The sequence below is a fragment of the Mobiluncus sp. genome, assembly GCF_985070215.1.
The window spans coordinates 1-25,287 of record NZ_CFKZQR010000033.1 but is presented as its reverse complement, the minus strand read 5'-3'; the positions used below and the strand labels follow the sequence as shown (position 1 = coordinate 25,287).

Here is a 25,287-nt window from a genome sequence, read left to right as displayed (position 1 = left end):
GTTTCGGGCTGACCAGGTGGCGCGCCACTATTTTGGGCGCTTCGAAGCCGAGCCCTCCCAGATGACAGACCTGGGCCAGGCCGACCAGGAACGGGCTCGCGGCCTGCTGCCTGAGCTGATTACCCCGGTCGTGACCCAAGTTGCTGATAAGGGCTGGACTCGCAAAACCCTGTGGCGGCTATTCGATGGCGCCCAAGTGGAATCCGTCCTGATGCGCTACCCGAAACGCGTCACCTTGTGCGTATCCTCACAGGTCGGCTGTGGGATGGGCTGCCCGTTTTGCGCGACCGGCCAGCTTGGCTTGACCCGAAATCTCTCGGCGGCGGAAATCTTGGAACAGGTCCGGCTCGCCGCTAAGGCCGCCCAAGACGGGGAACTCGGCAGTCCGGCGCGGCTGTCTAACCTGGTGTTTATGGGGATGGGTGAGCCGCTGGCCAACTACAAGTCCCTGCTGCACACGATTCGAACCCTCACCGCCGAAGTCCCGCAAGGTTTTGGGATTTCGGCCCGCAACCTGGTCGTTTCCACCGTCGGGCTGGTGCCGGGAATTCGCAAGCTGACCCAGGAAGGGCTGCCGGTCACTTTGGCCGTGTCCCTGCACGCCCCGGACGATGAACTGCGCAACGAACTGATACCCATGAACCGTCGCTACCAGGTCGACGAACTGTTGGACACCGCTTATGCGTATTTCCAAGCGACCGGGCGGCGTGTTTCTATCGAATACGCCCTGATTAGAGACATGAACGACCATCCGTGGCGAGCCCGGCTGCTAGCGGATAAACTCAATGAACGGGGTAAAACTTGGGCGCATGTGAACCCGATTCCGCTCAATCCCACGCCGGGGAGTATCTGGGATGCGTCCCTGCCGCGTGTCATGGACGAATTCGTAGAGATTTTGCGGCAAGCTGGAATCAGCACTACGTTGCGGGATACGCGCGGCTCGGATATTGATGGGGCCTGCGGGCAGCTCGCGGCGAAAGTGAAGCAGCCTCCCGCGGCTTAGAGGAAACTCAGAAAGCGTGCGGAAAACTGTTGAGAGTACAGAGAAACAAGGAAAGGGCCGGGACGTGAGCGACACGACGTTTCGCACCGCTAAACTCCTGGGCAAGGGCTACGACCGCAACCAGGTCGACAAGTTCTTGGCCAAGGCACGTTCGGCATATGAAGGCAACGGTGGACCAGCAAATTTCGGGGCGGCGCAGGTGCGGGCCCAGGGATTCAACGTGGTGCGCGGGGGATATAACTTTGTGGAAGTCGACGCGGCGATGGATCGGCTGGAATCGGCTTTTGTGGCGCGGGCGCGGGCTGACCATATCGCGGTGAACGGGCAAAAGGCTTGGATGTCGCTGGTGGCGGAACAGGCCACGACTCTCTATCCGCGGCTGTTGCGTCCGGCAGGAAAACGATTTGCCCATCCCCAAGGGCGCCAGCGCGGCTACCGGATTGAGGACGTGGACGCGCTGCTGGACCGCTTAGTGGCGTATTTTGACGAAAACAAGCCTCTGACCAGCAAAGAGATTCGTGACGCGGTGTTTGCGGAGGCAAAGGGAGCCCGAGCCTACCTGGAAGGCCCGGTGGACGCTTACCTGGCTCGCGCGGTTGAAGTGCTGTTGGCAGTCGAGTGATTGTCCCTTTCACAAGGGAGTTGGCGCGGCTTTATCCGTCCCCTGGTGGGGTTGCTGGTCGCTGTAAATGAGCGAAACCTAAACTTGCCGTTAGAATGAACGGGTGCAAGATATTGTAATTTTGGGTTCTACCGGCTCGATTGGAACCCAGGCTTTGGACATCGTTCGCGCCCATCCCGGACATTTCCGGGTGCAGGGCTTGGCTGCCTCCGGGCGGCATCTGGATGTGTTGGCGCGTCAAGCTGTTGAATTTGAAGTCCCCATGGTGGCTGTGGCGAACAGCTCCGTGGCGGAGCTGGACGAGGCAATCCGCGAGGCAGAGATACAGTTGGGCCAGCCGCGAGCCAGCCATAACCTGTTGACCGGTCCGGCCGGAGTCGAGGCGGCTGCCGGATTTGTGCCCCAGGGCATCGTTTTGAACGCCATCGCGGGGATTTCCGGCCTGCACGCGACACTGCGGGCGTTAGATTCCGGGGCGCGCCTGGCCCTGGCAAACAAAGAATCCCTGGTCATTGGCGGCTCCTTGGTGCGGGACGCTTTGCGACGACCGGGGCAGATCGTGCCGGTTGATTCCGAACACAGCGCTATCTGGCAAGCGTTACGCTCGGGCAAACATGAACGCGGGTTGTGCTCTCCGACCGTCACCGGCTACAGCGAGGTGGAACGCCTGATTCTGACCGCTAGCGGCGGTCCGTTCCGTTCGAAAACCCACGCGGAACTGGAAAACGTTACGGTAGAACAAGCCTTGAACCACCCGACTTGGGACATGGGGCCGCTGGTGACCGTCAACTCAGCCACCATGTTTAACAAGGGGCTGGAAGTCATCGAGGCTTCGCTGCTGTTCGACATTGAACCGAAAGACATCGACGTCGTGGTGCACCCCGGATCGATTGTGCATTCCATGGTGCAGTTCCGGGACGGCGCGACCCTGCTCCAGGCCTCCCCGCCCGATATGCGCATTCCGATTGCCCTGGGACTGTCCGCTCCCAACCGGCTGCGCGAGGTAGCCCCCGCTTGTGACTGGAGCAGTGCCGCAACCTGGCAGTTCGAGCCGCTCAACGAGTCAATTTTCCCGGCGGTCAGCCTGGCTCGGCACGCTATTTCCGCCTCCGACACCCACCCCGCGGTCCTGGCCAGCGCGGACGAAATCGCCGTCAACGCCTTCTTGGACGGCCGTCTGCCCTTCCTGGGTATCTATGACGTGGTGCAACAGGTCGTCAGCGAACACCACGGGGTGTCCAACCCGGACCTTTCCGCGCTGGAAGGCATCCTGGAATGGGCCAAACAGCGAGCCGCCGAGCTCATCGAGAACCGCTAAACGCCGTACCGGAACCGCCCTGTCATGGATTATTTCACTGGAATCATCGCCCTCATTGTGGGATTGATGGTGTCGATTGCCCTGCACGAACTGGGTCACCTGATTCCCGCAAAACGTTTCGATATCCTCTGTACCCAGTATTTCATTGGATTCGGACCAAAGATATTTTCGCGCCAAATCGGGGAAACCGAAGTCGGAATGAAGTGGGTGCTGCTGGGCGGCTACGTGAGAATGGTCGGCATGTACGCTCCGGGGCATCCGGGGCGGCGCACGAAAAACCGCAAAGGCGAACTGACCGCGGCCGAGGAGGCCCGGATTGCCTCGAACGAAGAGATTCCGCCCGGCCAGGAACACCGGGCGTTTTACGCTAAACCCATTTGGCAGCGCCTCATAGTGATGGTCAGCGGCACTTTGGTGAATCTGGCCTTGAGTTTCCTGTGCGTGCTGGTGGCGTTGAGCGCGATTGGTTACGAGTTGCCGACCCGTGAAGTCGCCACGGTCTCGCCGGACTCTCCCGCGGCCGCGGCGGGGGTGACGCCTGGCGATGTTATCACCGCCTGGAACGGTAAAGCCGTTGCGACCTGGGACGAAGTCATCAGCCAAGTGGCGGTGAGCCAGCCGGGGAAACCTGCCACTCTCACCGTGCAACGCGACGGTGAAACTGAGACTATCCAGGTGACCCCGCAAACTATGGAAGGGGGGAAACGTTCGGTTATCGGCGTTATTGCCGTCACCGAACGCCACCACGCCAGCCTGGGGGAAGTCGCCAAATATGAATGGGAAATCGGGAAAGGCACCGCGAAAATCCTGCTGGCCCTGCCCGTGAAACTGTGGCAAACCACCATCGGGTTGTTCCAGCCGGATCAGCCGCGCGACCCGAACTCCGTGATGGGAATCGTGGGAATGGGCCAGGTCGCGGGCTCTATCGCCGCCAGCGAAGCCACTGGTTACGGGTTCTTGGAAAAACTGCGGGCCTTCCTGATGCTGTTCAGTTCGTTGAATATGACCCTGTTCATGTTTAACCTCATTCCGCTGATGCCCCTGGATGGCGGGCAAGCCGCGGGCGCGATTTATGAAGGCATCCGCAAGCGGGTGCGCCGCGCGCGAGGCCTCGACGACGGCGGGCCGGTCGATTTGGCGGCAATGTTGCCGGTGACAGCCACGGTGGTTATCGCTTTCATCGCCATGACGGTGCTGCTGATTGTGGCCGATATTTTGAAGCCGGTACTGTGAACATAGAAACGGGGGACACCATGCCGGCTGAAAACCGACCTTCTGACTCGGAGTCACAACCTGTTGAACCGGAGAACCAACCCCTGAATCGGCGGATTTTGTCACTCGCCGTGCCCTCCCTGGGGTCGCTGCTGGCTGAACCGCTCATGGTGATAGCGGATTCGGCCATGATTGGGCACGTGGGAACGACCGAGCTGGCCGGCTTAACCATCGGTTCATCGGTCAACGTGTTCTTGGTGGGGATTTGTATTTTCCTGGTCTACACCACGACCGCAGTGGCCTCACGCCAGTTGGGTGCGGGGGACCGGCATGGCGCGGTCAAGACCGGGGTGGACGGAGCCTGGCTAGGGTTGCTGGTAGGAATGGTGCTGGCCGTAGTCCTGTGGGTAGGGGCGCTGCCGATTGTTTCGCTGTTCGGGGCCTCCGCGGCGGTCAATGTCCAAGGAGCAGCGTATTTGCGGGCGGCGGCACCCTCGATGCTGGGAATGATGCTGGTACTGGCGGGAACTGGGGCCATGCGCGGCGTGTTGGACGCCAAGACTCCACTGGTGATTTCGGTCACCGGCGCCATCGCGAACGTGGCTTTCAACGCCGCGTTTATCTATGGTTTCAACCTGGGAGTCACCGGGGCGGGCATCGGCACTTCCATCGCCGGTATCGGTATGGGGGCGGCGTTTGCGCTAAAAATTATGGCCGGAGCCCGTAGTGCCAAAGTCGCGCTGTATCCCGAGTTCCGAGCGATTTTCGCGGCTCTGGCCGGGGGTGTGCCCTTAATGATTCGCACCCTCACCATGCAGATCGTTATCCTCGGCACCCTGTGGGTGGCGGCCTCCCAAGGGGAAGTCGCCATTGCCGGGCGTCAGATTGCGGCAAACACCTGGACTCTCGGGGCAAACCTGCACGATTCTCTGGCTATCGCGGTGCAGGCGCTCATTGGTTTCGAGTTGGGGCGGGCTGACCGCCAGGCGGTGCGCGACCTGATTCGCCGGGTGACACTGTGGGGACTGGGGCTGGGAGTCGTACTGGGACTGAGCATCGCGGCTCTGGCTTCGCTGTGGCCGCGGATCTTTTCCAGCGATCCTGAAGTGCTGGCTGCGGCCGCTTTGGCACTGCTGGTATCGGCGTTCTTTCAGCCGCTGGCCGGGGTGGTTTTCGTGTTTGACGGGGTCTTGATTGGTGCCAACGACACGTGGTACCTGGCTCTCGCGGGACTGATTAACCTGGGTGTTTATATCCCGGCTCTGGTGCTGGTGTGGCGTTTCGCGCCTGGCGGAATCCTGGGACTGGCCTGGCTGTGGGGGTGTTATTGCGGGGTGTTTTTCCTGGCGCGCCTGGCCACGTTGAGCTGGCGTATCCGCCAAGACCGGTGGATGAAACTTGATTTTGCAAAAACAGGTGAAATCCGGTAATTTAGAACTTCGGTGCTTCTTGCGGTTCGTGAGGGCACAGTTGGACGAAAGACATTCAGAAAAGCGAGTTTCGACGTGGTATATGCAATCGTTAAGGCCGGCGGTCGACAGGAGAAAGTCTCTGTCGGTGAAGAGCTGCTGGTGGAAAAGGTAGACAAGGCAGTGGGGGAGACGATTGAGCTGCCTGCGATTCTGTTGGTGGACGGCGCCAAGGTAACGTCCCAGGCTGCTGACGTAGCAAAGGTTAAGGTCAGCGCGGAGGTACTGGGCGCGGCCAAGGGTCCCAAGATTTCCATTGTCAAGTACAAGAACAAGACTGGTTATCGGAAGCGTCAAGGTCACCGTCAGCCGCTGACCCGCATTAAGATAACTTCCATTAAGTAAGGGGTGTAACAATGGCACATAAGAAAGGTCTCGGTTCTTCCCACAACGGTCGTGATTCGAACGCGCAACGCCTGGGCGTCAAGCGTTTCGGCGGTCAGCTGGTTAACGCTGGTGAAATTTTGGTACGCCAGCGCGGCACCCACTACCACCCCGGCTTTAACGTGGGCATCGGCAAGGACGATACTCTGTTCGCACTTAAGACCGGCGAAGTGGAGTTCGGCCGTCATCGCGATCGCCGTATCGTGAGTATTAAGGAAGTCGCCAACGCCTAAATGTTGGCAGTGACTACTTTCGTGAGGGGGCTCGTTCGAGCCCTCTTGCTGTTTAACGTAACGATGGCTCTGTGAGGGAGCCGGAGGAGGTCAGTAGCCCAGATGGTCAGCTTCGTGGATTATGTGAAAATTTTTGCCCAAGCCGGGGCTGGCGGCAACGGCTGCGCCTCCATTCGCCGCGAAAAATACAAGCCGTTAGCGGGCCCGGACGGCGGGGCTGGCGGACATGGGGGATCGGTCATTCTGCGCGTCAACCCGCAAGAAACAACCCTGCTGCCGTTCCATCATCGCCCGCACGTGAAAGCGGAAAGCGGTCAAGCCGGGATGGGCGACTACCGCGATGGACGTCGCGGTGAGGACCTGTTCTTGGACGTTCCTCAAGGTACGGTCGTCACCAGTGAGGATGGCGAGTTTCTGGCGGACTTAGACGCCCCGGATGCCCAGTTGGTCATCGCGCGCGGCGGGGTGGGAGGCATGGGCAACTACGGCCTGGCCTCCGCGAAACGCAAGGCACCGGGCTTTGCCCTGTTGGGAGAACCTGGTGAAGAACGTACCGTTATTCTGGAACTGAAGTCGATGGCTGATGTGGCGCTGGTGGGATACCCTTCGGCGGGCAAATCTTCGCTGATAGCGGCCATGAGCGCGGCGCGCCCCAAGATTGCCGACTACCCTTTCACGACCCTGGTGCCGAACCTGGCGGTGGTGGATAATCCGGTGGCGCGCTACACCGTGGCGGACGTGCCCGGATTGATTCCCGGCGCGGCCTCGGGCAAAGGTCTGGGGCTGGATTTCTTGCGTCATATCGAACGTTGCTGCGTGATTGCCCACGTGGTGGACTTGGCGGCGTGGGATCCGGAACGTGAACCGCTGGCCGACATTAAGACTTTGGAACGTGAACTCGCTCACTACGCGAAATCCCTGGACCGCTACCGTCCCGGGAGGGACTTCTTGCCACCCCTGATGGAACGCCAACGCGCCATTATTCTCAACAAAATCGATGTCCCGGACGGGCGAGACATGGCCGCCCTGATGGAAACCGAGATTGCGAAACTCGGCTGGCCGGTCTTTACAGTTTCCGCGACTACCCACGAAGGGTTGAAAGAACTCGCTTTTGGGCTGGCCGAAATGGTTCAGGAATACCGTTCCCAACTGCCCGATGACGACAGCGAGCGACCCGTGTTGCGCCCGCAGCCGAAATCAGCGCGCCCCGCCAAGACCTACACCATTGAGACGACCACGATTGAGGGCGAGCCGGGATTCTCTATCCGTGGCGAACAGGTGGAGCGCTGGGTGAAGCAGACCGACTTCACTAACGATGAAGCGGTCGGTTACCTGGCCGACCGCCTGGCAAACGTGGGAGTTGAGGACGACCTGCTGAAAGCCGGGGCTCACGCGGGGGATACCGTCGTGATTGGCGACCCCGAAACGGGTGTTGTTTTTGACTGGGAGCCCACCCTGCAAGCCGGAGCGGAGCTGCTGGGCGCGCGCGGCACGGATTCGCGACTCTACGAAAATACCCGTCGCACCAACCAGCAGCGGCGTATCGACTACCACGCCTGGATGGATGCCAAGAAACGTGCTCGGGAAGAACTGGACGCGGAGCGTGAGTCCGGCCTGTGGAATGACCCCGGGGAAACCGAATAGAACCGGGATGCGGGTCGCTGTCCGACTACAGAATTCCTTGCCATTTTCAGAAATCACTCAGGTCCGGGCGGGTATAATTTCATAAAAGGAAGTTTTGTGTGCTCGTGTTTGGGTAGCAAGGGATTAAGAAAGGCCGTCATGGAGTCTCGCTCGCAAAGATGCGTTTGGGCGTTGGACTCCGAAAATTCGGCAAAGTCCAATCAGCGTCGGCGTCGTATCGGGGTGATGGGCGGCACTTTTGACCCGATTCACCACGGTCACCTGGTAGCGGCTTCGGAAGTGCAGGCGGTTTTCGGCCTTGACGAGGTCATTTTTGTGCCCACTTTTATGCAGCCATTCAAGCTGGGGCGCCCGGTCACCGAGGCGGAACACCGCTACCTGATGGCGGTGATTGCGACGGCTTCGAATCCGCGGTTTTCGGTGTCCCGCGTGGATATCGACCGAGCTACCACGACCTATACGATTGACACTCTGACCGACTTGAAAGCCGCTTTAGGTGATGCGCAACTATTCTTTATCACCGGAGCTGACGCGATTTCTGACATTATGCGCTGGAAAGACATCGACCAGCTGTTTAAACTGGCGCACTTCGTGGGGGTAACTCGCCCGGGACATTCCTTTGATTCCGCTAACCTTCCGGCCCAGCACGTTTCTCTGGTTGAGGTTCCGGCCATGGCAATCAGCTCAACCGACTGTCGGAATCGGGTAAAATCGCACCAACCGGTGTGGTACTTGGTGCCCGACGGTGTTGTTCAATATATTGCTAAATACGGACTCTATGCCGATGATGCGCGACTGCAGTCGGATCCGCGGGAGGCGTCATACGCCGTCCCTAAGGCGGCTTTGACGGCGGCCGCGGTAAACGATGCATCGCCACAAGACGGATCCGTGATGACCTTGTCGAGAGGGGGACTGTGAGCGAGGGCAAGCCAAGGCCGCGACCCGTGCCGGTGCAGGCGGTCAATTTACCGGGCTTGGGAGCTAGCGCCCCTCGGCCTGGGCAAGTGTTGCCCGGTGCCGGTCCGACCGGTCCCGCTCTGCAAGTTCCCAATACTGCCCAAGCCGTGCGTGCTGTTGACAAGGACGGGGCTCTGACCGGCATGATTCCGGTAGTTGGCAAGGCTCAGGCCGTGAGTGCTGCCGGGCCGCAAGTCGCCGGTGCCCAGCGTCCCCTCGTGCGCGGCACTACTCCCGTGGTGCCCGAAAAGCCCGCAGTTCCGGTCGGGAATCGTCCCGCAGATACGGCGGTTCGTCAGTTGCCGACACCGGGGACTCCGGTGCCCCCTTCCACGACGGGCATGATTCCCACGATAGCGCCGAACTCGACAGGCTCCGCGCAGATTCCCCCGCCCCGAGCGAACCCACCTGTTCCCGGCAGCGCGTCCCGGCCCCTGCCGTCTTCCCCGGCAAATTCCGCCCCGGCAGGTTCCGCTGCGGCGAGGCCGGCGACACCTGGAGGCAGCGCAAATCCGCCAGTTCCGGTATTTTCAGGACCCGGCGGCTTGCCAAACCCGGCCCAATCGTCAACCACGTTACCGACCTCACGACCGAATCCTCCGGTGCCGCGTCCCGGCCAGATGGAAGCCGCACCGCCTCACCAGCAGACTCCACCGGAAACTGCTCCAGCACAGCCCGGAATGCCCGGTTCACGCCCCGCGAGCCTCGCGGCTCCCGGATTGGCACCGGACGCCAAGGCTCCGGGAACGATGCCGGACATCGCGGCGCACCCGCCCTTGTCAGCTGGACGACCCGGACAACCGACACAGCCGCTTGCTCAGACGGGAGAACCTGGGCAACCGGCACAGCCGCCCGCCCAGCCGGGGCAACCTGGGCAACCCGGACAAATGCCTGGGCAGAGGCTAGGCCAAACCGTTCAGCCCAATCAACTCAGCCAACCTAATCAGCCGGGGCAACTGGGACAGATGCCACACCAACCAGGGCAATCGCCTACCCAGCCGGGACTACCTGGGCAACCGGGACCGGTCCCGGGACAGCCCGGTCAGCAGCCTGGTCAGCCCCATCAATCACCACAGCCTGGGCAGATGCTGGTCCAGACTCCGAGAGCTCCCTCAGGCGATCCCCGTATGGCAGGCCAGCCGGGACAGATTCCCGGCCAGTCCGGCCAGCCCGGAATGCCGGGTCAACCGGGGATGCCGGGACAGCCGGGCGCTCCCTATGGAATGTGGGGACGTCCGAATCCTTACGGCCGCCCGGGGATGCCAGGAATGCCGGGCATGCCGGGCTATGGGATGCCTGGAATGCCATATGGTCGCCCCGGTATGCCAGGAATGCCAGGTATGCCGGGAATGCCAGGTATGCCGGGCTATGGTATGCCCGGAATGCCTTACGGTCGCCCCGGAATGCCGGGAATGCCCGGCCGACCTGGAATGCCGACCTTGTGGAATCCGCAAGAATCCCGCTCGGCACGCCGCGAAAGCCTGGAACAGGCCGAGGCTCGACAACTCCAAGAGCTCAAAGAAGCCGAACAGAAATTCCACGAGGCCGATGTTGAAGTTTTGCGTAAGGAACTCGGCGAGGACATCACCGATGAAGAACTGGAGAACATCGACTGGGAAGAGTTCGAATTCGAGGAGTCCTTCACCGAACGTTTGATTCGCAAGTCCGGGCGTTGGGGCGAAACTTTGCTGATGCTGGGTCAGGCGGCCCGCTGGGCGTTGGTCGTGCTGGTGACTGTGGTGGTCGTGGGCATGCTCATCTTCGCTCTGGACAAGAACGCCGCGGTGACGTCTGCCTCGGGAACTACGCTAGAGACGGAAGCCACGCTGAGCGCGGCTACGCTAGACTCTCCAGCCGCCACGTCAGGAGATGGTCTCCTGCCTGATTCCACAACCGAAATGGGGATTTTTTCTGTATGAGTGCTGACGCCAAGTCCATCGAACTCGCCATAGCAGCAGGTCAAGCAGCAAAATCGAAGAAGGCCACGGAGGTTATTGCCCTGGACGTTTCCGAACGCCTGGTGCTGACCGACATGTTTGTGCTGGCTACGGGCAATAACGACCGTCAGGTGCGGGCCATTGTCGATGCTGTTGACGAGGCGATGACGAAAGCTGGTTTAAAGTTGCTGCGTCGTGAGGGCCTGGAGCAGGCTCATTGGGTTTTGCTCGATTACGGGATGATTGTGGTGCATGTCCAGCAAGAGGATGACCGGCAGTTTTACGCGTTGGAACGTTTGTGGGCCGATGCGCCCCTGATTGAGGTGCCCGATCCGGAGGAACCGGCCGCTCAGACCGACAGTCCCGCTCCGTCCAGCCCCGCTGTGCAGGCGCCCGAACCCGTCTCTCCGCTGGACCTCATCGGCGAGGACTTTTCATAACGCTGGCCGGCAGGGACAACAGTAACGGGTCGACCGAACAGGAGGACAGGGCAATGACGAAAACCTTGGTGATGTGGCGGCATGGACAAACCGATTACAACAAGCAGCACCGGATTCAGGGACAGATTGACATTCCCCTCAATGAAACGGGAATAGCACAGGCCCAAGACGCCGCAGTCGGGTTGGCTCGTTTGCCCTTCACAAGGGTGGTCTCCTCACCTTTGGGCCGCGCCCTCGATACCGCCCACGCGCTGGCCGACCGGCTAGGATTGCTCGTCGAAGTCGACGAACGTCTGATGGAACGGGCTTTTGGGGCTTGGGAAGGGCTCAACGCCACGGAAATTAAAACGGGCTGGCCCGATGATTTCACCTCGTGGCGCGATTTTGGCGACCCTGACCCAGCGACTACCAACGTGGAGCCGCGCCGCGAGGTCGGCCAACGAGTGTCCCAGGCTTACCGCGATTGGGCTGACAAAATTGCTGATGGCGAAACGATTTTGTTTGTTTCCCACGGGTCTGCCACCTCGCAGGGAATCGTGACTTTGCTGGGACACGACCCGGCCCAGTGGCATGGGCTGCGCGGTTTGGACAACTGCCATTGGGCGGTGATTCAGTCCGAGCACCGCGAGCCATACTGGCGGATTGATTCGTATAACGTGGGTGTGTCCGATACCGCGATTAATGCTTAGTCGGCCGGGCGGCTAGCGCATCTAGCATGTCTTGGTAGTATTCCTCGTCGAACACTGGTTCGAGTGCGAGGATTTCGTCAAGCAGTTCTGAGGGAATGGCATTTGGATGATTCTGTACCACAGCGCTTATGCCTGCCAGTGCGCCAAGAGTCCCATCATCATCGATGAATGTATTCATATCCTTGAACTGTTGATCAGTAATGACCTTTTGCTGGTGCATATGCTGGAGAACCAAACGTATTTCCTCTTCGCCTTCATCCATGTGCAGCCCTCCTTTCTTCAGAAACCGGTCACCCTTATTTTACTGCGTTCCGGAAGCGTCCCAGGTTTTACGCAGCTTTGTTTAGTGGCTTTACTAGGTGTGGTTCATGCGACCGTACCGAATCACCCTGGGAAAGACATACCGCCAGGAACCATACGAAACATCAAAAAATAGTTAGCCGGCACTGGGGAAAGGATAGCTCTCACCCACTTATGGGATAATCAGTGAAAACGCTTCCAGGGGAGAGGACTCTTATGGAAAAGAAAAATGTGCGAACGCGTAACTGGCTGCTGTTGGCAGCAGTTGGATTGTTGCTTGCGGCTATCTGTTTTGCTGTTCTCGGGGTCACGCATGTGGTTTCGCCGGTTACCGCTATCGGAAATGTCGCCGGTTTCCTGATTACCAGCCTGGTTGTAGGGGTTCTCGCGGTGCGTAAATGAGTGATATTCCCAAAGTCGTATTCTTGCACGGGTTGGGTGAGACCTGTGAGGTGTGGGATCCCGTAGTCAAGCAGCTGGCGCAAACCGAGTGCGCAGCTCCCGAGGTTTTAAAAGTAAAATCGCCGATGGCTGACTGGTCACTAGAGGAAATAAGTAACGAGATTGCTGATATGCGTTGAGGCGGTAAGCCTGCCCGTGCTACTGCGTAGCCTGGTGGGCTGACCCCGCCTTCCATCCGAGGATAGCTTCTATCAAGCCCCAGCGTAGAGCAGACCTAAGATTGTCGCTGGCATCGTTTCGCTGTATTCGCCCCGAATGTCGTCAGCATTTGCTGCCACCCAATCACGTTCTTCGGAGCTCATCTTTTCCCATTGCTTTTTAGCAACAGAACTGTCTAATAACCAGTTTGGGGGTTCAACTGGTTGCACAGGCTTCAGCGCTGTCAAGGCATCGAACCTCCTAAACTTTTTCCGCTCCCTATCGGTAGCATGCACACGATATCTGGCTTACCTCTATGGTATTCCGCCATGTCTTCATAACTCCATCCCTCAGGGGCAAAGTTTGGATCAAACGGAACAGCCGCGACTTTTTCAAATCCTGCTCGCCCGTAAACCTTTGGAAGATAGGTGTCAAAGCACTCGAGATACTTTCCCCCATCTGCCAACCACCGGTACTGGAATGCAGTCACAGTTGTTGTGATACCGGTTCAACGCTCTGCCCCGCATGCCATAGAATTACCGCTATGGCAGATTACTTCGTCTACATAGATGAAACCGGCACCCTGGATTTCCGGGAACCGCAAACAGAAAGTGACAGCCCCTATTTCGGAATCGGCTCCGCTACGTTCAAAGACGAACATGCTGACATCCTGTGGAATATGTTGGTATTGCGTTCCTCCTTGGAAGACCAAGGTATATCACTACCCCGTGGTTTCCACGCAAAAAACGACTCCATGAACACACGCGCCCAAGTATTCGCGTTACTAAGCCAACAACCCCCAGCCTTCCACGCGACATTCCTATACAAATCCAGGGCATATAGTTATGTGCAACAGGCCGGTAAAATGCGACTATACAAACTAGCTTTATTCGAGCACATCAGCTGGTTGTGCCGAACAGCTTTCGATAAAGACGACCACCTGTACCTAGTGCTTGCGACCTTCGGCACGAAATCCGAGAAAACCGCAGCTGAGGCGGCTCTGCTGGATATTTCTAACCAGATGCCCCAAGAAATAACACCTTGCTACTGGGACTCCGCATCATCCTCGGGATTGCAGATTGCAGACTATATGCTTTGGGGATTGCAACGCCGTATGTCCAAGAGAGACTTGCAGGATTTCGAGGTGTGTGCCCGGATTCCGCCCGACTGCGTGCAGCACCCGTGGGGAGTGTAAAAAAGATTGTTGCCAGCTATCCACATAGTGGAAAAGAATCCTTGACCCTCTTCTCGCCGGCATCTCAATTGTTTCATAATTTTTTTCCTGTAGTCAAGCCTTAATTACGAAACCACTAAAACCTAGCACTTGTCTGATATCAAGCCTACCCTGCTATTCTCCGACCGGCGCAACGACGGCTACCACGGCAACTACGCCCAGCCCCGCATAGCAAAGCATCCCCGCAAGTTTTCTTGATATGCAGTATTGTGTCAAGAATAATTGACATGTGGAGTTCAAGGAAAGCACGTTCAAACACGGATATGACCGTTATGCGGCTAGATTTACCGAGGCGGATCCGGCAGATATCACCCGTAATGCTCACGCCATTCACGAGGGGGAGGTGTTACGGCTCATCCAGACGGCCCGGGATCGGAAAGAAGCGGCGGAGCGTGACTTGATTGATGCGGTACGCAAAGCCCGCAGCGAGGGCGTCACTTGGCAAGCCATCGGTGGACTGCTCGGCATGAGTCGGCAAGGCGCGCAATCCTATTACGCTGACCGCATCTAGCCTGTCTGCGACCGAACGCACTCGTTCTCGCGTGGCTCCACGATAATCTGCCGAAAGGCTTAAGTAAACACTGCCAAGGCGGGGGGGCAGGTGAAATGGGTGGTTTTTGGGGTGGTTTTTGCTTGATTTTCTGACACGCAAAAGGGCGTGACCTGCGTTTTTGGGTTTGTGGTGGAGCATAGGGGATTCCACGATTTTCTGCGAAAATCGTGTCACGCTCGGAATCTTCGGTTCCTCGCGCTGGCACCTGAAAACGCAGTCGCGTTTTCGGGCGGTGCCAGCCCTCTCGGGTTCGAATCCCCTATAGAGTCCTTAAATGTTTGATAATCCGGGGACTTGCTGTCCTCGGATTATCAAAATGTGGAGCATAGGGGATTCGAACCCCTGACCTCTTCCATGCCATGGAAGCGCGCTACCAACTGCGCCAATGCCCCGAAGTGCCTAAACAGTATATATAAACCGGGCGGTGACAGCAAATTAACGGCGCACCTCACCTTTATCGGCCGCGCAAGGGGTGTGGGTGGGGGCCAGGTGGTGTGTGGCCGGGGGCATTGCGGCAACACGAAGGACCGCACGAGGCCGGTCGCGGGCACGAGGCCGGGGGCGCGGGGTTGGGGCGCTTAGAGCATAGTCCTAGGCCCGGGAACCCTTGGCACGCTTCCTGCTGATTCGTAGGATCAAGCCACCGGTGGCGGCAAACAAAACTGCCACGTATAGGTAGAGCAGCGAATTGGTTCCGGTCACCGTCGTATCAAAAGCATTCGAGTTGTCCCGGGGATTAGGCTGATTGGGCACGCCCGGTGAGGCCGGTGCAGACGGCGTACCAGGGGTGCCAGGCGAAGCCGGTGTGCTGGGCTGGCTTGGCGTACTGGGTGTAGCCGGGGAAGTCGGAGTACTTGGCTTGGTTGGCGTAGGTGAAACTGGGCTCGAGGGAGTCCCTCCTGGTGTGGTCGGTGTGGTCGGTGTACCTCCTCCCGGAGTGCCAGGTGTGCCAGGTGTCCCTGGAGTTCCCGGTGTTCCCGGTGTTCCCGGAGTCCCCGGAGTCCCCGGAGTGCCCGGAGTGCCCGGAGTCCCCGGAGTGCCGGGGTTTCCACCTGGGGCTGCGCCAGAGAATTGCGCGGTAAAGACCGTGTTTTTAGTGAGCGGAGTGTCAGTAAGTGGATCCGTATCCCATTTGTCGAAACTCTTTTCGGAATCCGGAGTCACATAGTGTTTATTCGGATCACGCGTTCCTGCCAACTGTTGGGGGATGGGAAGCTGCTTCGATTTAATACCCTTGAGGACATCATAATGTAATTCTTTGATGGGGTTCCCAGCGCCGTCCGAGCCAAAGGAGCCGCCCTCATCTGCCTTGAAGGTGACTCGGACATATCCGTCGGGAGTTGTACCATCCTGTGGCACTTCGAGGATTCTCACATCCTGATAAAAGAAGGCGATTTCATCGGAACCGGTGCCGTTAATTCCAAGCAACTGATTAGTGTCTTCATTAAGATCATAAAAGAGCTGTTGCTGCGGCGCGGAGGTGAGTTTCCACCCGCTAATCGGCTTGTAGTTCCGTGCATCATAATGTCTTGCCTTACTGACAACATTATCAGACGCAAGGATGCTGTATTTTTTAATAACTTCCTGTTTCGCAGCTGGGGTAGTGGCTTGTTTCCATTCAGCCTGGCCTCTGTCGTCCAAGTAGTTAACCTTGTAGTTGCGGGTCCGGAAAGGAATATAGAAATAGTGGAAGACATTGTTAGCGTAGTTGGGATTATCTACAAGGTTTCCAGTGTTGTCCATAATTTGTTTCGGCTCAACTTTGAGCATTTGGAAACCGGTGTTATCGTACTGCATACGATTGTTGTATTCGGTGTAGAGTTCCTTAAGCTGCGAATCTTTAGTCTTCAGCAGTTCCTCATGTTGAGCCAGGAGCCAAGTCCCGCTTAGTTGAGAAGCATATGACACCGCAAAGTGGCCGGCACGTTCTTCTAAGGGTATGATTTTAGCAGGATTATTCGGGTCGATACGGTATTGGCTATCCAAGAAGTGGTGATACACCAGTACCTTTTCGAAATTTCTTTTCACCCAAACTGCCCGCAGATAAATGGGATCCACCACATCATTTCCAAAAGAATACAGCTCGGGGACGATATATCGCTTACGATAAGAATTATCAAACTTGTTGGTGTAGTTGCCCTGGGTGTCCTTCTGGTAGTGCAACACTTCCCATCCCAGGAAAAAATAATCGTCCCGCGTGGGTTCTTTAGGCGCTACCAGTTTTTGCCGATGCAACACGGTGAATACCTGTGGGTCACTTGGAGCAGCGCCCGGAGTAACGGTCTTCTGAGGGTAGTTAACTTCACTGGTAGGGTCGCCAGGTGTCTCCTGGATAGTTTTTTGCTCTGTCGCAAGGTATTTGGCGTCAATTGAATCTAAAGTGCCGCCTGCCGGGTCAAAAGTGACCTTCCACTTATAGTCAGGTTCTTCCCACTTGGCGTAGAGGACCAGGTTGTGAGCGGGCATGGTTTCCTTGCTGTTAAAAACCATTTTCTGTCCGGCAGGGTCCAGAGCCCAGCCTTTGAATACCATATTGGGCGCGAGTCCGGCGGGTCGTTTAACTTGATAGTTTCCCTCGCTATCCTGTTCTAAAAGATCCGTTAGACCCATGTCTACCAAAGTGCCAACGTCATCCAGATTCAAATCCTGTAAAGGCTTTTGATAAAAGATATCTGTCTGATTGCTTGCATTATATTCGCTGTCAGCTTTGATGGTGGCGGGGTCATTATTGAAACGCAATTTATACTTATTACGCTTGTAATAGAAACGAATATAACCATTTTCCCTGAATTCGTCGACTCCGTCAGCGTCACCCCACTCATCGGTATCATTGTAAAAGTAACTTATAAAATTCAAACTACCCTTGGTGACCTCATTTCCGTAAGGGTCCATTACCTTTTCCTCGGGGAGAGGTGTTATGTCATCCCGCTCATCGTTTAAATCTTCAAATTCGTCTTGGTCATACAGCATCGTACGTACAGACTCTTGATAAGGAGTAAAGCCTTGGACTACGGGAGCCTTATGACCGTAGTTGGGATCACCTGTATCAGCTTTGCTTCTATAAAGATCGTAGTCAATAATTTTTTCATATTCTTTTTCGGGATCCCTGCCATCCCAGTCGGGATTTTTTTCAAAACCATCCATCCAAAAATCCATGTGGTGAGGTATCGGCGCGCCTCTACTTGAACCACCTTCTTGCGAGATACCAAAAGAGAGCGTGGTGAACGTTTTTGGATTGGCCAGCAAATTAACCGGGATAGTGACACCATCGCCAGCATAAATTTCGTTGGTGTATAGGTTCGTTCTACCTAGTTCCTGAACATCCACGAACTCATCAGCCGATAACCGGTAAGGAGGAGTGTCGCGCCATATCCAATGCGGTTCTAAGAAGTTGGGCCCCCACCCATAGCTTTGCTTACCTTCAGCAAATCCCTTAGTTTCTAGGGCATCATTGGGCCAGTCTAACATGCGCTGGTTAAATCTGGCTTTGAAGTGGTAGGGGGCTAGGGTTCCTGGTCCACCCAATTGTTCGCCATGTCGCCAAATTTGAGGATAGAGAGTACTATCATCATTTCTAGAGTTGGATTTTGTAAAGTACAGGTCATAGACCTGTCGGTCGAAATAGATGTTATAGACGGTCTTGCCGGTAGCAGAAACGGGCTTTACCTCACTGGGTGTATCCCTATCAGCATTTTTTTATCAGTTAAAGTCTTATTGTACTTGTAGAACTTATTGAGATATAGGAAGGGATATCGACCACCGAATGTATCCCCATTCCAAATTTTCTGTAAACGCGCTTTATCCAAGTCGGGGAATTCCACCCCTTTGATGGTCTCTTCCTCCAGATTCGGACGGTAACCTGTGGCCTTGTTCCGGTACACGTGAGTGCCCACGAATTCATACTTTTGTAAGAGAGTAGCGTCATCAGCATGATCAGCTTTTTCCGTCCAAAATTGAATCGCATAATCAGCCTTCAGATTATCATCCCAAACCGCGGTGAACTTTATATGTTGGGCCGGCATGATTAGTTTGGCGTTTAGATCTTTGAGAGGGACTCCGGAGCTGTCTTTAATGATTTCATTAGCCCTAAATGTAGTTTCTGTCCCATTCAAAGTGCCTTGCAAATCGACAGATGGCTTCCAGCCTTTTAACTTAGCTCCAATTCTGGTGGGGATATCAGTGCTCTTGATGGCGGGAATTTCTTGTCCATAATACAGGGTACGACTGGGCACCGCAGTCCCATCCTGGGTGTCATATGTCACAGCAAAGTAGGCGCGATTGTAACGCATTTCCACGCTGCGATTTTGCTGCGTAATTAAAACCTTCATATTTTTGTCTTCGGGCACGAAACCAGCTATCTCATCATCAGGTAAGGTCTTGATGACAGGCTGGGAACCAATTGGTCCGCTTTGTGTAGTGATAATGTCGACGTTCGTTCCCGGCTTTCTACCATATTCATTAATTTTTCGTAATTCCTGAAACACGTGCTTTACTGTAACGGTTCCAGGATGGCCTTTATATATATACGGTTTTTCCGCCTGGTGAACTTTTCCATATTCATTGTCACCCGTAGTGCTCCCGGAGGTTTTGGCGGCATTCACGACACCTTGGTAGTTGATGTCGTATTGAGTTATTGGCTGATTCGTACTATCAGTAGGCATACCATAGCCGGGGAAAACCGGTAGCTTGATGGTCTTTTCGACTTTGCCCTGTTCTTCTGGGGTAGCGTCTGCTCCCACGGTGGCTACGTAGGGTTGGTAGTTGACGATATTTTCTGTACCTTTTGGAATCATATAGTCGCTACGCAGGGTGTAAATCTCTGGCTGCGCCGGATTCGCAATGGCATCCGCCGCGGTTTTACCCGTCGGCACCTGTACCGGTTCCGCGCTCAGAGACTCCGGAGGTGTGCCGGTTTCAGCGGCACCAGCCTCCCAGGGCGGGGAAAGAATTATCGCCCCCGGTAGTACCAGTGCCAGCGCCAGTATCCAAGACACGGTTTGCTTAATGGAAATTCGCACGGGGACTCCCTACCCTAAACAGCAACATTTCGCCTGCTTTCCAGAAATCTGGGGAAACACTACCGTGTTCATTCTATCTGTCCCTACCCTGAAAAACCAGCTTACCCTAACCTTCAACTATGACACGCGCCCACAGGCAGCCCCAGGCCGCGCCCCGAATCAGCGACGCGGTTCCTCCCGCCCACCGCCGCCAAACTCAGGCCGCGTCCGGGAAAGTCACTTCGATGCGCGTGCCCTGGCCCGGGGTCGAATTAACCGTGATTTCCGCCGAATGCAAGATAGCGGCGTGTTTGACGATAGATAGCCCCAAACCGGTCCCCCCGGTCTGTCGCGAATGGGACTTATCCACCCGATAAAAGCGTTCAAACACGCGCTCCTGATCCTCGTAAGGAATCCCGATACCCGTGTCGGTCACAATCAGCTGGGGCCTGCCCAGATGCGTACCCGCCCAAACGTTCACCTCACCGCCCTCGCGATTGTACTTAATCGCGTTGTCTACCAGGTTATACACCATCTCACCCAAGAGCGGCTCCACCCCGGTCAGCGTCGTGTGCGAACCGGACAGTGTCAGCTTCACATCAAAAGACGCGGCGCGAGGCTGCAGCCGCTCCACCACCGTACGGCACAAATCAAACAACTCGACCTCCCCCGCTTCTGCCGGCAGACCGCCCTCGTCCAGCCGGGACAGCTCCATGATGTCGCCAATCAGGTCCAGCAGGCGGGAGGACTCCTGGTGAATGCGCTTGGCAAAACCCGGAATATCCTCATCTTTCACCAAACCGTTACGGATAATCTCGGCATATCCCGAGATAGAGGTCAGCGGGGTCTTCAACTCGTGAGACACATTAGCGGAAAACTCGCGGCGAGAACGCGCGGCCGCTTCCTTATCCCGATTTTGATGTTCCAGACGTTGCAGCAGCGGCAAAAACTCGGGGTAAATCGGGACCGTTTTGTGGTCCTTACCGTAAGCCTGGAGCATATCGTGGGGGAGGGAAGGCTCCGCCGACTCAGACCGGCTCGTCTCGTCCTCCGCTGGTGTGTCGGTGTAGGCCCCCGAACCGAAAACCCCTCCGCCGCCAAAAACGCTGGAGTTCCCGAACACCCCGGTGTGCCGCCCACTCTCGGGTAGCCGGTCGCGGTCATAAGGGGTGCCCGAGAGTGGGTGGTTCAGGTCAATCTGTTCCAGCGGCGCGACAATGAGGCGGGCCTGACGCCGCGCAATGAGGAAAGACAGCCCGAACACACCCAGGGCAATGCCGCCCAAAATCGGCAACCCGGACAGGGCCGTGGCATAAAACGTGCGGACGGGACGCGCCACGCGGACGATTTTGCCCGACGGGATAGCCCGCGCGTAATAGCACATATCCTCGCCGAGGGTGTCAGAATCACGCACCACGATATCGGAGCCCAACCCGGAAGCCTGGCGTCTCAAAGCTGAGACAATCTCAGGCCGGCTCGCGTGGTTGGCCATCTGAGCGGCGGGAACTTCGGAATCATAGAGAACCTCACCGTCACCGGCTACCAACGTCAGGCGAACCCCGGGGGTCTGGCGATGGAATTCGTTGAGCATCTGGATCTGAATGTCGTCGGTATGGTGTTCCAGGCTCAGCGCCAACAGGTTGCCTTCCTCGGTTAGGGCATCCAAAATGTTGGCGCGATTGACCCCATAAAAGAACACGACAGAGCCAACATAAGCAAGCACCAGGGCTATGGCAGAAATACCTGAGATAGCCCCCAGAATCTTGCGTCGCATATAATCTCCCTTGATTCGATGGCGATTACGCTAACAGCGCCCTCATTCGGAAATCTTGTAGCCGACGCCGCGCACGGTTTCAATGTGTTTTGCGGCCGGGCCGAGTTTCTTGCGTAGCGTGCGAATATGCACATCGACCGTGCGCGTCTCGCCGTGGAAACTGTATCCCCAGATGGAATCCAGCAGTTTGTCGCGGGAAAACAAAATTCCCGGCTGGCTCATGAGTTCCTCTAACAGCTGGTATTCCTTTAGGGTCAGTTTCACCTCCTGGCCCTCAACCGCGACCGTGTGGCGGGGCAGGTTCAGGTCAATAGTGCCGATGGTGAGGATTTCCTCGTCCTCATCAGTGGGGTCGGCGGGACGAGCCACGCGGCGCAGCACCGCCCGGACTCGCGATACCAACTCCATCATGCCAAACGGCTTGGTGATGTAGTCGTCCGCCCCCAAGTCCAAGGACTTGACCTTGTCGAACTCGGCGCCTTTCGCTGTAACCATGATGACCGGAATGCCCTCAGTTTCAGGGTTGGCCCGAATCCGGCGCAAAATCTGGATACCATCAACGCCAGGCAGCATAATGTCCAGCAAAATCATTTCCGGGAGCAGCTGCGCCATCGCTTCGCGAAATTCCCGATAATCAGCGAAGCCCCGTGCGGTAAACCCGGTGGAACCGAGGGTGTAAACGACCAAATCCCGAATGTTCAGGTCGTCCTCGACAAAATAAATCACACTTCCATTATTCCAGGGAGCGCCTGATTCAGGCGGATTTTGTGTCGAAGATGACATCGTGTACCCCCGTAATCGAGAAATCCACCCACTCGGCGATGTTCGTGGCGTGGTCGCCGATACGTTCCAGATATTTGGCAATCATGATGACGTCGATAGCTTTTTGAGCGTCCGCGGCATCAGCATGCACAATGAAATCAATCATCTCGGTGGCGACCTCATCAAACATCCGGTCTACCGCGTCGTCCGCCGCCTGGGTGGCGGTTGCCAAAGCTAGGTCGCGGTCGACAAAAGACCGGACCGCATCGTGGACCATCTCGGACGTTTTCGCAGCCATCTGAGGAATCTTAGGGAATCCCCGCACCAGGGACATATCCGTAGACTTCACGATTTCCGCAATATCCGCGGCCTGATCGCCGATACGTTCCATGTCGGTAATCATTTTGAGAGCGGCGGAAACCTGGCGTAAATCCCCCGCCACCGGCTGCTGTTGCAACAGCAATTTCAGGCACAGGTGCTCAATGTCTCGCTCCATCTGGTCGATGTGGGCATCAGCCCGAATCACTTCACGGGCGATTTCATCGCTGGAACTGGACAGGGCCACCATGGTCTGACTGATGGCCTGTTCACAGAGCTCTCCGGTCTGCACCAGCATTTCGTTGAGCTGCATGAGTTGTTGATCGAATCGGGATCGCATTACCTCTCTACTTTCTGTTCCATAACTCAGAACTGTATTTCCCGGTCGCGCACCAGCGGGGGCCTCCGGGGCACGCGAAAACAGTGTTAGCTGAACCGACCCGTGATGTAGTCCTCGGTACGCTTGTCCGAAGGTACGCTGAACAGGGTTTCCGTGTCGTTGTACTCCACCAGTTCGCCCAGCAGGAAGAACGCCGTGTTGTCGGCGATGCGCGAAGCCTGCTGCATGTTGTGGGTCACAATCACGATGGTGTAATCCCGAGCCAGGTCCACTACCAGTTCTTCAATCTTGGAGGTAGAGATGGGGTCGAGGGCAGAGGTCGGTTCGTCCATCAAGATAACGTCCGGTTCGGTAGCCAAAGCGCGGGCGATGCACAGGCGCTGCTGCTGACCGCCGGAAAGCCCCACGGCGGACTTGTTTAAGCGATCCTTTAACTCGTCCCAAATCGCGGCTTGACGCAGGGAACGCTCCACGATTTCGCTCAGTTCCCGGTGATTGCGAATGCCGTTGATGCGCGGCCCGTAGGCGATGTTGTCAAAGACCGACTTGGGGAACGGGTTGGGCTGCTGGAACACCATGCCCACCCGCTTACGCAGGGCTATGGCGTCCATATCCTTGAAAATATCAGCGCCGTCTAGCAGTACCTGACCGGTGATGCTAACGCCCTTGACCAGGTCATTCATTCGGTTCAAGGTTTTCAGGAAGGTCGACTTGCCGCAGCCGGAGGGGCCAATCAAAGCCGTGATTTTGCGGGGCTGAATGTCGATGTTGACTCCCTTGAGAGCCTCAAAATCGCCGTAATGCAGGTGCAGGTCACGCGCGGAAAACTTGGCGGTGGTGGAAATTTTGGGCGCAGTGGGGGACTCCAGGACGTTGGTTTGCGCAGTCATGAGTGATTATTCCTTTCCTTTATCAGTGTGGAAACGGTCGGTGAAGTTCGACGCGTCAATAGTCGGTTCGGCATGGTTCACCGTGTCAGTAGCGGGGACGGGAGTGTCGGAGTTGGCCTTACGCCACTTGCCTTTGCCGCCCTTGGAGGCCTGGTCAGACAGGCCCGCCAGGCTGGCGTGAACCCGTTTCGTGATGGTGCGAGCCAAAATCGAGAACAGGAGGGCGATCAGCACCAGCACCGCGGCAGAGAAGTTAGCGATGTCCACCGCGTTGGGTTCCACCGCTTCGGTACGCATCGCCCACACGTGCAGCGACAAGGTCTCGCCGGGACGCATAGGGTTGAATGCGTTGGTGGGGGAGGTGATGTCCGTGGAGGACCAGTTGATGTTGGTGGACATACCGGCCGTGTAGAGCAGGGCGGCAGCCTCCCCGAAACCACGTTCGGCCGCCAGCACTACCCCTGTCATCAGGTGGGGGAGCGCCGCCGGGAGCTGCACTCGCACAATGGTGGTCCAGTGGGTCGCACCCAAGGCCGCGGAACCGTATTTCAGGTCCGAGGGCAGCGCCCGGAGAGCCGACTCGGTAGACGTGGTGACCAGGGGCAGGTTCAGAATTGAAACCGCTAAAGCGCCGGCCAGCAGGTTCCACTGTTGGCCCACCATCAGGATAAAGACCAGGTAACCGAACAGGCCGACCACGATGGAGGGCAGGGAGGACAGGGACTCGATAGAGATGCGAATGAACCCGGTCCAGCGGTTCTCTGGCGCGTATTCAGCCATGTAGATTCCGGCGGGAACGCCGAGAGCGACGGACACAATCAGGGACAAAAACACCAGGTAAACGGTGTTGAACACCTGGTTCATGATGCCGTCACGGGTGAAACTGAGGAATACAGGGTCAAAACTCAACAGGCCACGAGCCACGATGTAGGCCGCTAGCGCCACAATCAACATCAGGAAGAAACCCCCGATAGCGCCAAAGACGCCGGTCATCAGGTTGTTGACGCTCTTGGCACGGCGAATGCGGTGTTCCATCTGGGCGGAAAGACCCGAAGCGGTAGTCGTAGCGGTACTCATCGATCCTGCTTCCTCTCTGCGCCGATGATGTGAATCACAAAAATAAAGAACATCGAGATGAGGAATAGCAGCAAAGCCATGGTCCACAATGCCGAGTTATGTTCGCCGCCGTTGGTGGTGTTGCCCATGTCGGCGGTAATCGCCGTGGTCAAGGAACTGGTCGGAGAGAGAATATCGGCCGGCAGAGCGCGAGTCTTGCCGATAACCATCGCGACCGCCAGAGCCTCGCCAAAAGCCCTGGCCAAACCCAGAATGATGCCGGTCAAGATGCCTTTCTTGGCCGCGGGCAGGACAATGTGGTAAATCGACTGCCAGCGGGTAGAACCCAGGCCGTAGGCGGCTTCCCGATAATCGTAAGGAACCGCGGTAATCGCGTCGGCGGAAACAGTGGTGATGGTCGGGAAAATCATGACCGCCAGGACAATGCCCGCCGCCAGGACCGAATAGCCACCCAGGGGGGCGTGAAAATAGTCACGAATAAATGGCACCAGGACGGTCAAACCGACCCAGCCGTAAACCACGGAAGGGATACCG

General features: G+C 56.9%; 25 protein-coding genes and 1 tRNA gene. 16 read left to right on the top strand and 10 right to left on the bottom strand.

Features of this window, described 5'->3' with window-relative positions; translation table 11 throughout:
- From rlmN to AC5LBQ_RS07105, 12 genes are all read left to right on the top strand, one after another.
- Nucleotides 1–1,003: dual-specificity RNA methyltransferase RlmN (gene rlmN / locus AC5LBQ_RS07160; RefSeq protein WP_493265048.1), on the top strand; the 1,003-nt coding region annotated here is incomplete at its 5' end.
- 64 nt (nt 1,004–1,067) lie between these two features.
- Nucleotides 1,068–1,625: a DivIVA domain-containing protein gene (locus tag AC5LBQ_RS07155; protein WP_282921293.1), complete on the top strand. Its 558-nt coding sequence runs from the start codon at nt 1,068–1,070 to the stop codon at nt 1,623–1,625.
- A 103-nt stretch (nt 1,626–1,728) separates the two neighbouring features.
- On the top strand, nt 1,729–2,943 hold the full coding sequence (dxr, locus tag AC5LBQ_RS07150) for a 1-deoxy-D-xylulose-5-phosphate reductoisomerase (RefSeq protein WP_493265047.1): 1,215 nt from the start codon (nt 1,729–1,731) through the stop codon (nt 2,941–2,943).
- Nucleotides 2,944–2,967: 24 nt separating this feature from the next.
- Nucleotides 2,968–4,176 carry a M50 family metallopeptidase gene (locus tag AC5LBQ_RS07145; protein WP_493265046.1) on the top strand — a complete coding sequence of 403 codons (1,209 nt, stop codon included), beginning with the start codon at nt 2,968–2,970 and terminating at the stop codon, nt 4,174–4,176.
- 2 nt (nt 4,177–4,178) lie between these two features.
- Nucleotides 4,179–5,585 (top strand): MATE family efflux transporter, encoded by a 1,407-nt coding sequence (locus AC5LBQ_RS07140; RefSeq protein ID WP_493265049.1) that lies wholly within the window; start codon nt 4,179–4,181, stop codon nt 5,583–5,585.
- A gap of 75 nt (nt 5,586–5,660) precedes the next feature.
- Nucleotides 5,661–5,969, top strand: a complete 309-nt coding sequence (rplU, locus tag AC5LBQ_RS07135; RefSeq protein ID WP_295027688.1) for a 50S ribosomal protein L21 — start codon at nt 5,661–5,663, stop codon at nt 5,967–5,969.
- A gap of 11 nt (nt 5,970–5,980) precedes the next feature.
- Nucleotides 5,981–6,241, top strand: a complete 261-nt coding sequence (rpmA, locus tag AC5LBQ_RS07130; protein WP_004007117.1) for a 50S ribosomal protein L27 — start codon at nt 5,981–5,983, stop codon at nt 6,239–6,241.
- A gap of 102 nt (nt 6,242–6,343) precedes the next feature.
- Complete coding sequence (gene obgE / locus AC5LBQ_RS07125) at nt 6,344–7,885, top strand: GTPase ObgE (protein WP_296181807.1); 1,542 nt, start codon at nt 6,344–6,346, stop codon at nt 7,883–7,885.
- A gap of 138 nt (nt 7,886–8,023) precedes the next feature.
- Nucleotides 8,024–8,803: a nicotinate-nucleotide adenylyltransferase gene (nadD, locus tag AC5LBQ_RS07120; protein WP_296181809.1), complete on the top strand. Its 780-nt coding sequence runs from the start codon at nt 8,024–8,026 to the stop codon at nt 8,801–8,803.
- A complete protein-coding gene (locus AC5LBQ_RS07115) occupies nt 8,800–10,761 on the top strand; it encodes a hypothetical protein (protein ID WP_493265045.1) in 1,962 nt (653 codons plus the stop codon). Before nadD ends, AC5LBQ_RS07115 begins: the two co-directional genes overlap by 4 nt.
- The gene (gene rsfS / locus AC5LBQ_RS07110; RefSeq protein ID WP_295027685.1) at nt 10,758–11,219 is read left to right on the top strand and encodes a ribosome silencing factor; all 462 of its coding nucleotides are present in this window, start codon (nt 10,758–10,760) and stop codon (nt 11,217–11,219) included. Before AC5LBQ_RS07115 ends, rsfS begins: the two co-directional genes overlap by 4 nt.
- A 53-nt stretch (nt 11,220–11,272) precedes the next feature.
- Nucleotides 11,273–11,908: a histidine phosphatase family protein gene (locus AC5LBQ_RS07105; RefSeq protein ID WP_295027684.1), complete on the top strand. Its 636-nt coding sequence runs from the start codon at nt 11,273–11,275 to the stop codon at nt 11,906–11,908.
- On the opposite strand, the gene AC5LBQ_RS07100 is transcribed toward AC5LBQ_RS07105, so the two are convergent.
- Nucleotides 11,898–12,170: a hypothetical protein gene (locus tag AC5LBQ_RS07100; RefSeq protein WP_295027683.1), complete on the bottom strand. Its 273-nt coding sequence runs from the start codon at nt 12,168–12,170 to the stop codon at nt 11,898–11,900. The two genes, AC5LBQ_RS07105 and AC5LBQ_RS07100, sit on opposite strands and share 11 nt — an antisense overlap.
- A gap of 254 nt (nt 12,171–12,424) precedes the next feature.
- On the opposite strand from AC5LBQ_RS07100, the gene AC5LBQ_RS07095 reads away from it, so the two are divergent.
- The 4 genes from AC5LBQ_RS07095 (at nt 12,425) to AC5LBQ_RS07080 (ending at nt 14,553) form a co-directional block, all read left to right on the top strand.
- The gene (locus tag AC5LBQ_RS07095) at nt 12,425–12,610 is read left to right on the top strand and encodes a sodium:proton antiporter (protein WP_295027682.1); all 186 of its coding nucleotides are present in this window, start codon (nt 12,425–12,427) and stop codon (nt 12,608–12,610) included.
- Entirely contained in the window at nt 12,607–12,789 is a 183-nt protein-coding gene (locus AC5LBQ_RS07090) for an alpha/beta fold hydrolase (RefSeq protein ID WP_295027681.1), read from the top strand. The genes AC5LBQ_RS07095 and AC5LBQ_RS07090 overlap by 4 nt, the downstream gene beginning before the upstream one ends.
- Nucleotides 12,790–13,352: 563 nt before the next feature.
- Nucleotides 13,353–14,003 carry a DUF3800 domain-containing protein gene (locus tag AC5LBQ_RS07085; protein WP_493265044.1) on the top strand — a complete coding sequence of 217 codons (651 nt, stop codon included), beginning with the start codon at nt 13,353–13,355 and terminating at the stop codon, nt 14,001–14,003.
- 268 nt (nt 14,004–14,271) lie between these two features.
- On the top strand, nt 14,272–14,553 hold the full coding sequence (locus AC5LBQ_RS07080; RefSeq protein WP_297346360.1) for a hypothetical protein: 282 nt from the start codon (nt 14,272–14,274) through the stop codon (nt 14,551–14,553).
- A gap of 361 nt (nt 14,554–14,914) precedes the next feature.
- Here the strand turns inward: AC5LBQ_RS07080 and AC5LBQ_RS07075 are convergent.
- From AC5LBQ_RS07075 to AC5LBQ_RS07035, 9 genes are all read right to left on the bottom strand, one after another.
- Nucleotides 14,915–14,987: transfer RNA gene (locus AC5LBQ_RS07075), tRNA-Ala, on the bottom strand.
- Nucleotides 14,988–15,186: 199 nt separating this feature from the next.
- Complete coding sequence (locus AC5LBQ_RS07070; RefSeq protein WP_493265043.1) at nt 15,187–18,063, bottom strand: InlB B-repeat-containing protein; 2,877 nt, start codon at nt 18,061–18,063, stop codon at nt 15,187–15,189.
- A 194-nt stretch (nt 18,064–18,257) separates the two neighbouring features.
- The gene (locus AC5LBQ_RS07065) at nt 18,258–19,613 is read right to left on the bottom strand and encodes a hypothetical protein (RefSeq protein ID WP_493265042.1); all 1,356 of its coding nucleotides are present in this window, start codon (nt 19,611–19,613) and stop codon (nt 18,258–18,260) included.
- A gap of 196 nt (nt 19,614–19,809) precedes the next feature.
- Nucleotides 19,810–21,366 (bottom strand): sensor histidine kinase, encoded by a 1,557-nt coding sequence (locus tag AC5LBQ_RS07060; RefSeq protein WP_493265041.1) that lies wholly within the window; start codon nt 21,364–21,366, stop codon nt 19,810–19,812.
- A 42-nt stretch (nt 21,367–21,408) separates the two neighbouring features.
- Nucleotides 21,409–22,092 (bottom strand): winged helix-turn-helix domain-containing protein, encoded by a 684-nt coding sequence (locus AC5LBQ_RS07055; protein ID WP_295028039.1) that lies wholly within the window; start codon nt 22,090–22,092, stop codon nt 21,409–21,411.
- A gap of 28 nt (nt 22,093–22,120) precedes the next feature.
- A complete protein-coding gene (phoU, locus tag AC5LBQ_RS07050) occupies nt 22,121–22,786 on the bottom strand; it encodes a phosphate signaling complex protein PhoU (protein ID WP_297346358.1) in 666 nt (221 codons plus the stop codon).
- An 86-nt stretch (nt 22,787–22,872) separates the two neighbouring features.
- A complete protein-coding gene (gene pstB / locus AC5LBQ_RS07045) occupies nt 22,873–23,676 on the bottom strand; it encodes a phosphate ABC transporter ATP-binding protein PstB (RefSeq protein ID WP_295028043.1) in 804 nt (267 codons plus the stop codon).
- A gap of 6 nt (nt 23,677–23,682) precedes the next feature.
- On the bottom strand, nt 23,683–24,753 hold the full coding sequence (pstA, locus tag AC5LBQ_RS07040) for a phosphate ABC transporter permease PstA (RefSeq protein WP_493265040.1): 1,071 nt from the start codon (nt 24,751–24,753) through the stop codon (nt 23,683–23,685).
- Nucleotides 24,750–25,287 (bottom strand): PstC family ABC transporter permease (locus AC5LBQ_RS07035; protein ID WP_493265039.1); only part of this gene is annotated, 538 nt, incomplete at its 5' end. The genes AC5LBQ_RS07035 and pstA, both read right to left, overlap by 4 nt.